Below are 10,025 nucleotides of genomic sequence, written 5' to 3' on the forward strand. Positions count from 1 at the left end.
CGGGCAAAAAAGATGCGTCAAGATGGCGTGGCTGAATTTATCAGTGCTTCCCTAAGCCCTTTGGCAATCAGGATTGCGGCAAGTTGATTCAGACTGACACCCTCCTCCTTTGCCGCCATTGCCAGTTCCTTATGCAGACTTTTCGGCAGCCGCAGATTAAAACGTCCGCTGTAGTCTTCCTTGTGTGCAGGTTCGGGAATGGTGATATGCTCCTCAAGTGCTGCCTCCAGCCATGCAGCTTTCGCATCGGCTAACATATCAAGCAGCTCCTGCCTTGTTTCTGCTTGCGTGATACAGCCGGGCAGATCAGTGATGTGACCAACAAAGCCACCGTTCGGATCAGCTTCGATTACCTCTTGGTATGGCAGAGACATGTAGTACGCCAAGTCTTTTTTCATATTATTCACCATCTTCCCCATTAAGCATGTTTATGACGATCTTGACATAAGTTTCTTTTACGTATGGATTTCGCTCAGGGATTGTGATCGGCATACAGCCGTTCTTGCGAAATGTCCAATGACTGGTTCCACTCTTTGATTTCTTTCCTTTATAGCCCATGCTTTCCAAAATCTTCTTTACTTCATCAAAGCGAACTGTTTTCGGATTGCAGCGAATCCGTTCAAGCAGTTTTTGCCACTTGCTCATCGTCTCGCCTCCTTATTCAATAGTACTGCATTCAGTACCATAACACAAGAAAAAATTATTTTTCGGCGACAACCTCGCTATTGTTGATGGCGAAGTCGAGGAGCAGACCGATGAGCTCGTTGCGCGAGCGTCCCGTCTCATCGGCGAGTGCATCGAGCCGACGGATAATATCTTCCCGCACGCGGATGGATAGGGTTTTATGCCCGTCCTCTCCGCGTTTTCTTTTTGTAATAATGAGTTTTGCATTCATGATATATCACCTCGTCATTAGTTTATCTATGAGGTGCTACAAATTATATGTTGAACATATCACTGCAAAATCTGTCCATGGCGCATTTAAGATGAAACATAAAATATACGATATAGTGTGTGTAAAAATATGTTATAAAATATGTTATAAAAGTGAAAGGTGAAAGCATGGAGATACAACCTGCTGTACAAGGGGGCGCCGAGCAGGGAAGCGCACGCGTCGGCAGGGGACAGGGAACGTCTCTACCCACGAATGTTTTCCAAACGCTGCTCGACGAGGCGGGCAGCCGCACAAAATTTTCGTCCCACGCAAAAACGCGCATCGAACAGCGCGGTGTCCATCTCACGGCAGATGACATCACGCGCCTCGACGCAGCAGTTGACCGCATGGCAGAGAAGGGCGTGCGTGACGCACTCGTCTATATGAGCCGAGGTCTTGCGATGGTCGTCTCGGTTAAGAACCGCACCGTTATCACCGCGCTTGACGAGGCAAGTGCAAAGGAAAATATTTTTACCAATATCGACAGCGCTGCAATTTTGTAGATTTTTTAAGGGAGAGATTCATTATGATGCGTTCCATGTTTTCGGGGGTTTCGGGTCTTAAGAGCCATAATACCCGTATGGATGTCATTGGAAACAACATCGCAAACGTCAATACGACGGGGTTCAAGGCAAGTCGCGTCACCTTTGCGGATATGATCTCGCAGACCATGTCGGGCGCGGCTGCGCCGGGCGACAATATTGGCGGTACGAATCCAAAACAGATCGGACTTGGCACGAGTGTTGCGAGTACGGATCTGCTTTTTGGCGATGCCTCTGTGCAGGGGACGGGCAAGAATACCGACCTTGCGATGACGGGCAACGGGACATTCGTCGTCAACCGTGGCAATGAGCGTTTCTATACACGCAGCGGCGCGTTTGAGTTCGATGCCGAGGGCAACTATGTCATGCCCGGATCGGGACTCCGCGTGCAGGGGTGGATGGCAAACAAAGGCGTACTGAATACGAAGGGTCCTGCGGGTGATATCAATGTTCCTGCGGGAAAGCAGATGGGTGCTGAACGCACACAGAATGCGACCTATACGAACAACCTTGACGCTGCGACGAAGACAGTTGCAAAGCTCTCGGGAGGCAGTGTCATGCAGACGATGACGCTGTCGAATGGTACAACGGTTCAAGTACCTACAACAACCCCCTGGAAGGTTGGCGAGGTCTACTCCTCTACCGAGACCACGCTTGCGACGGCGGGGGATACAGCGGTGGTGAACAAGAACACAACGCCCGTAACGGTGACGTTTGCAGACGGTACGACGCGGACGTTTGATACGAATACGAAGGATACGAACTATCGTTATGGCTATGATCTCGACAATACGATGGCGGGACAGTCTGCCACGGCAAATGCCAATACTACTGTGCGCGCCTACTCGGCATCAGGCGTTGGTGCAGAGTTCAATGACGGTAAAACCTACACCATCGGCGGCAATGCGACGCGGACGGCAGACGCGGGATCCATCACGACTGTTGCCGGTGAGACGGTCAAGCTGAAGCTTGCAGACGGTACGGTGCATGACGTATCTAGTATTCCCGGCAAGACCTATAACGTTGGTACGGACTCCTACAGCTATCCGGGTGGCGCAGGGGCTCACGTCACATCGAAGATCGTCGGTTATGAACACACCTATACGATTGATAAAATGAGTGTGGTTTCGAAGGAAGGCGATGGAGCGAATCTGCGCATCGGTGATGGTGCAGGTACCGTTGACACCGGCGAGGGCTACGGGATGGTTCCGCTCAAAGAAGGTGAATCGGTGACGGCAACGGCCAATGCACCGGTTGATCTGACCCTACGCGATGGCGCAGGAACGACAGTGAAGGGGAATCTAACATCTGGGACATACAAGATCGGGGATAGCTACGAAGGCCCCAATATCACAGGCTCTGCTACAGCGACATCAACGAATCCCGTGCGTGTAACGCTTGCCGACGGCACGGTTCACGAGGATAAGGGGACGACCGGCGCGACCTATAACGTGGGCGATGCATACAGCTATACGAATGCCTCAGGGACGAGGGTGGATACGACCATCACACAGCTGAACAAGCTATACACAATCGAGGCTGTCGATGTGAAAAAGGAGATCAAGAAGGTCGCTGCGACGAAGAATGTGACGGTGGATTCCATCGAGCCGGCGAAGGAGGGAACAGCATCGAAGACGAACCCGATGACCGTTACGATGTCCGACGGTACGGTGACGACGGTGACCTCGGGAACGTACCGCATCGGACACAGCCTGCCGACGGCAACACTCCTGTCGGTTTATGATACGCTCGGGAACAAGCACTCCATTCCCCTCTACTATACACTGACGAAGACGGGCTCGGGCGCGACGACGTCGGACGGCAACGAGTGGACGGTCGGTCTTGACAGCAAGGATGTCAACGGCACAACGACGACCATCAAGGAAGCTGATGGTTCGACTACGACGATCACGCTCACGCCGGTGAAGATGCGGTTCTCGACCTCGGGCGAGTTGTTGGACGGCGGCGGTACGTTCAAGATGACACTGAAGAATGGTTCGTTCGGCACGCAGGAGGTGACGCTGAACCTCACGGCGGTGACGCAGTATGCGGGCACGAGCACCATCGTCGGCAGTACGGACGGACACGCGGCGGGCAGGCTCTCGAAGGTTGAGTTCGACAGCACAGGGACGCTTACAGGGACGTACACGAACGGTGTGCGTCAAGTTGAGGCGCAGGTTGCGGTAGCACAGTTTAACAATGCGACAGGCCTCACCAAACAGGGGGGGAGTCTCTACTCTGAGTCGAACAACTCGGGCGTTGCAAACATCAAGACGGCGACCGACCATGGAGTCACCCTAACACCCGGTTCGCTTGAGATGTCGAATGTAGATCTAGCGGATCAGTTCTCAGATATGATTATTACACAGCGCGGCTTTCAGTCAAACTCAAAGGTAATCACCGTCGGTGATGAAATGCTTGAAACACTCATCAATATGAAACGATAAATTTTTCATTCGGAGCCGTCGCCTACCTTGGGCGGCGGCTTTTTATGTACCTAACAATAAATTCATTTGAAAAACCGTGGTAGAACTGATACAATGAGAGAACCTGTCAATACGGGGGTATTGTGTTGACTTTTCCGGAGTAGCCCGCCGTTCGGGTGCATCCGTTACGGACGAGGAGGAAATAAATTTGAAACACAGGGGACGTTTTGTCAAACGATTGCTGCGGGCACTTGCTCTTTCGGCGGCGGTCGGTATTTTTACAGGAACGGCATCGGCAGAGACGATGCAGGTCGATCTCACGCGCTCGGTGCAGATGGCGCTTGAGAATAACCGCACGATCAAGCAGGCACTTACGGATGTGGATGCGGCGCACGCATCTCTTTCGCAGGCGAATCGTACGATGGGACCGACGCTGACGTGGCAGACCTCGGCGAATCGCATTGGCGGTGAGGCGTATGCACAGGCACGCATGACGGGGATAAAGTACGAATACAACTTCGGTAATACGGGAACGATCTCGATGCCTGTCTATAATGCTGCGCTTTCTGCACAGCGCAAGGAAGCGCGTTACGGGCTGAATGCAGCGGACTTTGCGCTCGAGCAGACAAAGCAGGCGATCCGTCTGACGGCGACGATGAGTTATTTCAATATCCTGCAGGCACAGAATCTGCTGAAGGTGCGTGAGGATACGGTGGCGACGCTGCAGACGCATCTCGCGGATGTGAATGCACAGTTCCGCGTGGGTACGGTGGCGCGTGCGGATGTACTCGCCTCGGAGGTGGAGCTGGCGAATGCGCAGCAGAACCTGACGACGGCGCGAAACAACTATGAGGTCGCTGTGGCGACGCTGAACAATGCGATTGGTGTGCCGACGAATACAGTGCTGACAATCAATGATGAGCTGCGCTATACGCGCTATGATATCTCACTCGATGACTGCACGGACTATGGGCTGCTCTATCGCGCGGACGGCGCGGCGGCGGTCTATGCCGTGAGACGGGCTGAGGAGGGCGTGCGCACGGCAAAGGCGGGCTACCGACCGACGGTGAATGCGGCGGCGACGCGCTCGATTGCGGGCGAGCGTCCGTTCAAAGACGATCATACGAGCAGCAATCAGTGGGCGGCGGGCATCAGTGCCTCGTGGAATATCTTTGACAATGGTGTGACGGCGGCACAGGTGGACGCGGCAAAGGCGACGCTCCGAAAAGCCGAGGAAGCTCTGGCGGCGACGGATGAGCAGATCCGCCTCGATGTGCATACGGCATATCTGAATCTGCGGGCGGCAGAGCAGAACATCAAGACGACGGAAACGGCGGTCAAACAGGCGGAAGAGGACTATAACATCGCCCGTGTTCGCTACAATGCAGGTGTGGGGACGAATCTTGAGGTCATGCGGGCATCGGATAATCTGACGATCGCACGCATGAACTACTCGACGGCTCTCTACCGTTACAATACGAGCAAGGCGAGCCTTGACAATGCGATGGGGGTGCCTGTCGACCTCGATGCTGTGCGCTATCGTGCGGCAGAGGAGGAGGGCAAGCGTGCGCCCGCTGCGCGTGCTGCGGCACAGCTGCATGAGGACGCGCTCTTTGCGACACCGAAGGGGGCGGAGGTGCGCCCTGTCTCCGAACGTGCACAGACAGATGCCGCGATGGCTGCGGCGGTGCGCGTGCAGGCGGCGAATGCTGTGTACGAGGAAAAGATGAACAAATAAGAGGTTTCTATGAGACGGAAAGCGCGTTTCGGGACTCTGGCGCTTGCCGTTCTCCTTATCTGTGCGGCAGTCCTTGTCCATATCGTACGCGCCCAGTCGTTCATGGCTGAGGCGGGACGGATGGCAGAGAGTTTCATGGCGCAGAAGCTGGGGACGGCTGTGCACATCGGTGCGGTGGAGATACGTTCTCTGCATGAACTGAATCTAAACGATGTTGTGATCTATGATAAGCAGGCGGAGGCTGTGCTCCGCGCCGATGAGGCGCGGGTGACGCTTCGCCTGTTTTCTCTGCTTTCCTCGCCGGAAACTTCGATTGACGAAATCCTGCTCACGGGCGCGCATGTGGATGTCGTGCGGCGTGCGGACGGTTCGTGGAACTATGACGATATTGGTGCGGATGATGGCAAGCCAAGTACGTTCGAGGGGCGTATCCGCCTTTCGGATGCGACGGCGAATGTCGATACCAACGGCAATGTGTATGATCTGCGTGCGATTACGGGGACGGTGGACATCGACCGCAGCGATGTGTCCTACGATCTCACGGGGGCTCTTTCGGGCGTTCCTCTGCGCGTGCGCGGCGTGTATGTCGGTGGGACGCAGGAACTCGATCTGAGTGCCTCGGATACGGATGGGATGCCGCTGCTCAAATATCTGCCGGAGAGCAGTCTGCCGGAGGAGATTCGCGTGAACACGCTTCATGCGGATCGTGTGCACATGGAGATGCGGCACGTCGACGGTGTGACGACGTTTGACGGACGTGTGGACGGCGTGCACGGGACGGCGGATATCTACGGGACGAAGACGGATCTGCAAACATCTGCATTCCGCTTCAATGAGCGGGAGGTATTTCTTGCGGCGACGGCGGAGGCAGAGGGACAGCGGGCACGTGTTGATGGGACGATTCGTCTGGATGCAGACGCACCGTATCTGGATCTTCATGTGACGGCGGCAGATTTTGCAGTGGATCGTGTGCTCGCGGACAGTGCCTATACGGGCGGCGTGACGGCGGATGTGCATGTGACGGGGACGCTCGCCGCACCGATGGCTGCGGGTCGTCTGACGGCTGCGGCGGGAGCAGTGAATGATGTCACGTTCCAAAATGCAGCGGCAGATGTCTCCTATGCGGACGGTGTACTCGCAGTTGAACGGCTGACGGCTGCAGCGTTCGGCGGCACGCTTACGGGCAGCGGTATCTACGATACGCGCACACATTCCTATACGGCACATCTGACGGCGGACGGTGTACGCTTTGCACAGCTGCGTGCGCTCTCTGCCTCCGTGCCGGAGGAGATCGATGGTGCGCTGCGTGCCGATCTTGGGATCGACGGGCATGGCACGGATATGCCTACGGTCTATGGCAGCGCAGAGGTTACCGACGGCAGTTATCGAAATATTCCCGTGGAGCATGCCAGTGCGTCCTTTATCGTGCGCGGAAAGGATGTGACGATTGACTTCCTCAGTTTGCATCTCCCGAACGATACCGATCTCGGTATCGAGGGGAAAATTACGGGCGGCTCTGCACTCGACCTGCGCTTTTACGGAAGCCATGCGGATCTCTCGCTGCTGAACGGTTTGGACGACCGCCTGAGCTTCTCGGGGCTTTCGGATTTCAGCGGTGTGGTGCACGGGGATATCCACGACCCTCATGTGGAGATGCAGGTCTCGGCAACGAACGGCGATCTCCTCTACCAGCCGTTTGACAGTCTGCTGTTCCGTGCGGAGGGGTCGCTTTCCGGCATCGGCATCCACGACTTCTCAATGGAGCGCGGCGGGCGCGAGGTCTGGCTCGTGAACGGCACGATCGGATTCGCGGGTGAGCGGCGCATTGATCTGCAGATTGATACCATCGGTGCGCGGATGGAGGATGTGGCGGCACTTGTCGCACCCGATCAGCCGATTACCGGCAACATCGACAATATCATTAAGTTTACGGGGACGCTTGACAATCCGCACGCGGTGGGCTATGTCCACTTCTATCGCGGCAGCTATGCGGGTGCGATTCTCTCAGGTATGGACGGCGACTACTTCCTCGATAACGGCATCATCCGTGTGCAGGTGTTCCACATCTACTCACCGATGGTTGACATGGTTCTGAACGGTACGATCAATACGCTCGGGCTGCTCGACTTTGATGCGGAGGTGCGCGACCTCGATATGAAGCGGTTCGAGCACAAGCTGCCGTATGAGGTTTCGGGGCATGGTGTCTTCAACGGAAAGGTCGGGGGGACGATCTCCCGTCCGATTTTCCGCGGGGAGCTGAAGGCGGATACGATCACGATGAATGGTGTGGAGCTGCGCGGGATTCACAGCTTTGCCCACTATGAGAACGGTATCATCGAGCTGGATGATACGGGCTTTCGTCAGGGGGAGGACGGATCGGTGACGGCGCGTCTCCACTACGATACGGCGACGCGCGCGCTGCGCGGACAGCTGAATATTGAGCGGATGGATGTGCAGGCACTGCTCGCACTCGCAAATCAGAAGGAGGATCGCCTCACGGGGCAGATCACGAGTGTGGTGCGCCTTGGCGGTACGCCCGACAACCCCGCGATCTCCCTGACGGGCGAGATTGCAGAGGGGACGCTCGCTTCCTATCCCATCAGTGATGTCGCCATGGATGTTGCGCTCGCGGAGCGCGTGCTGACGGTTCGGAAGCTCACGGGCACGCAGGGGGACGGTTCGTTCTCCGCCGTCGGCACGATGGATTTCGATGGAACTGCCGACGTGGATGTCGCGGCGACGGACATCGCGCTCGGGATCTTTACGCGCTTTGGCGGTATCGAGGAAGCGGTGACGGGGACGACCTCGCTGACGCTGCATATCGGCGGTCACACGCAGCAGCCGGAGGCGGATCTGAGGATTTCGGCGAAAAACGGCGGCGCACGCGGCGCATCGTTCGACGAGATGACGGGTGAGGCACAGCTGCGTCATGCCGTCATTCATCTGAATAATCTTGTGGTGACGAAGTACATCGACGGTATTGCCTACACAGCAAGCGCGCATGGGTCTATCCCGCTGCGTGCGCTCACGGCAGAGCGTAGTGAGCTTGTGACTGCCTACGACGAGATCGATCTGACGGTCGCACTCGACAATGCCGACCTTTCCCTTCTGCCTGTGTTCTCTGAGCATGTGGAGTGGGCACTGGGACGGACAGAGGGCAGTCTGAAGCTGCACGGGACGCTCGCGGAGTCGCGTCTCAACGGAACGCTGCGCGTCACAGGCGGTGCGGTGAAGATCAAGTGGCTCGAGAATCCGTTTACCGATATGGAACTCCGCATTGACGCACTCGGTGACAGTGTTGTCGTGCGTTCGTGCACGGGGCGTATGGGGGCGGGGACCTATATGCTGACCGGGCGTATGGGGCTCAACGGAATCGACCCGTCGGCATATGATTTTACCTTTGTCATGAATGATCTTGCGGTCAAGACATCGTTCTTCGATGGGCCGATCAGCGGATCGCTGCAGCTGACGGAGAGTGAATACTGGGGCGAGAAGCTGCCGAAGCTTGCGGGGACGATCGATATCGACCGCGCCCTTGTCACCATCCCTTCGATTCCGGAGACCAGCGACGAACTGCCGCACATCATTCTCGATGTGGGCGTAAGGGTCAATCGGCAGGTGCATTTCTTCAGTCCGAGTTTCTACGATATTCACCCGTCGGGGTATGTGCATTTCGGCGGGACGACGCGTCACCCGCGCACGACGGGCATGATCGGCGTGCGGCGCGGCGACACGGTGAGCTATCTCCGCACGGTGTTCAAGATCCGCGAGGGGACGGCGACGTTCAATCAGGCGGAGTCGTTCCTGCCGGAGATCGCCTTTTCCGCCGAGGCGCGTCTCACGCATACGCGCGTGTTCCTCTCGGCGCACGGACCGCTCGATCATATGGAATTTCGACTGTGGTCGAATCCTGAGATGTCGCAGGAGGAGATCATCCGCATGCTCACGCTGCGCAGTACCTATCGGAGCGGCGAGGGAAACATTACAGCGGCGGATGTGCTCTCGATCGGCCTTCAGATGAGCATTCTCTCGGAGGTGGAGGGTTCGCTCAAGGACTTCCTGCATCTCGATGTGCTGCGGCTCTCAAGCGGGAGCGGCGCACTCTTCGAGACGAAGGACGATGAGGCGGTGCGAAAGAACGAGAATGAATACAACATCGAGATCGGCAAATACCTTGGTGACCGCGTGCTCGTGCGGTATGTGCAGGGGCTTGGTGCGGCATCGGATAAGCATCGTTACGGCATACAGTACGACTTTAGCGACAAGTTCGGCATCTCGTATGACCGCGAGGGCTCCGATCAGCGCTTTAGCGTGGAAGCACGAATCAGATTCTAGGGAATCGCTGATAAAATAGACCCTCAGATTGGCGTAGATTTTTTCGTCCG

7 protein-coding genes are annotated in these 10,025 nt (G+C 56.4%); 4 read left to right on the plus strand and 3 right to left on the minus strand.

The window, feature by feature from the left end; translation table 11 throughout:
- Positions 1–17: 17 nt before the first annotated feature.
- Genes ACO6BQ_RS10825 through ACO6BQ_RS10835 form a run of 3 tightly spaced genes read right to left on the minus strand, consistent with a single transcriptional unit; the run spans position 18 to position 895 of the window.
- Positions 18–398, minus strand: coding sequence for a type II toxin-antitoxin system HicB family antitoxin (locus tag ACO6BQ_RS10825; protein WP_489120886.1), 381 nt, complete (start codon positions 396–398; stop codon positions 18–20).
- A gap of 1 nt (position 399) precedes the next feature.
- The gene (locus tag ACO6BQ_RS10830; protein ID WP_489120887.1) at positions 400–645 is read right to left on the minus strand and encodes a type II toxin-antitoxin system HicA family toxin; all 246 of its coding nucleotides are present in this window, start codon (positions 643–645) and stop codon (positions 400–402) included.
- 55 nt (positions 646–700) lie between these two features.
- Positions 701–895: a ribbon-helix-helix protein, CopG family gene (locus ACO6BQ_RS10835; protein ID WP_489120888.1), complete on the minus strand. Its 195-nt coding sequence runs from the start codon at positions 893–895 to the stop codon at positions 701–703.
- Between the two features lie 167 nt (positions 896–1,062).
- On the opposite strand from ACO6BQ_RS10835, the gene ACO6BQ_RS10840 reads away from it, so the two are divergent.
- From ACO6BQ_RS10840 to ACO6BQ_RS10855, 4 genes are all read left to right on the plus strand, one after another.
- Positions 1,063–1,437 carry a TIGR02530 family flagellar biosynthesis protein gene (locus ACO6BQ_RS10840; protein WP_489120889.1) on the plus strand — a complete coding sequence of 125 codons (375 nt, stop codon included), beginning with the start codon at positions 1,063–1,065 and terminating at the stop codon, positions 1,435–1,437.
- Positions 1,438–1,460: 23 nt separating this feature from the next.
- Positions 1,461–3,923 carry a flagellar hook-basal body complex protein gene (locus ACO6BQ_RS10845; protein ID WP_489120890.1) on the plus strand — a complete coding sequence of 821 codons (2,463 nt, stop codon included), beginning with the start codon at positions 1,461–1,463 and terminating at the stop codon, positions 3,921–3,923.
- Between the two features lie 181 nt (positions 3,924–4,104).
- Positions 4,105–5,640 (plus strand): TolC family protein, encoded by a 1,536-nt coding sequence (locus ACO6BQ_RS10850; protein WP_489120892.1) that lies wholly within the window; start codon positions 4,105–4,107, stop codon positions 5,638–5,640.
- A gap of 9 nt (positions 5,641–5,649) precedes the next feature.
- Positions 5,650–9,975, plus strand: coding sequence for a translocation/assembly module TamB domain-containing protein (locus ACO6BQ_RS10855; protein ID WP_489120891.1), 4,326 nt, complete (start codon positions 5,650–5,652; stop codon positions 9,973–9,975).
- The last annotated feature ends 50 nt before the right edge of the window (positions 9,976–10,025 follow it).

The organism is Centipeda sp. (in: firmicutes) (genome assembly GCF_057271695.1).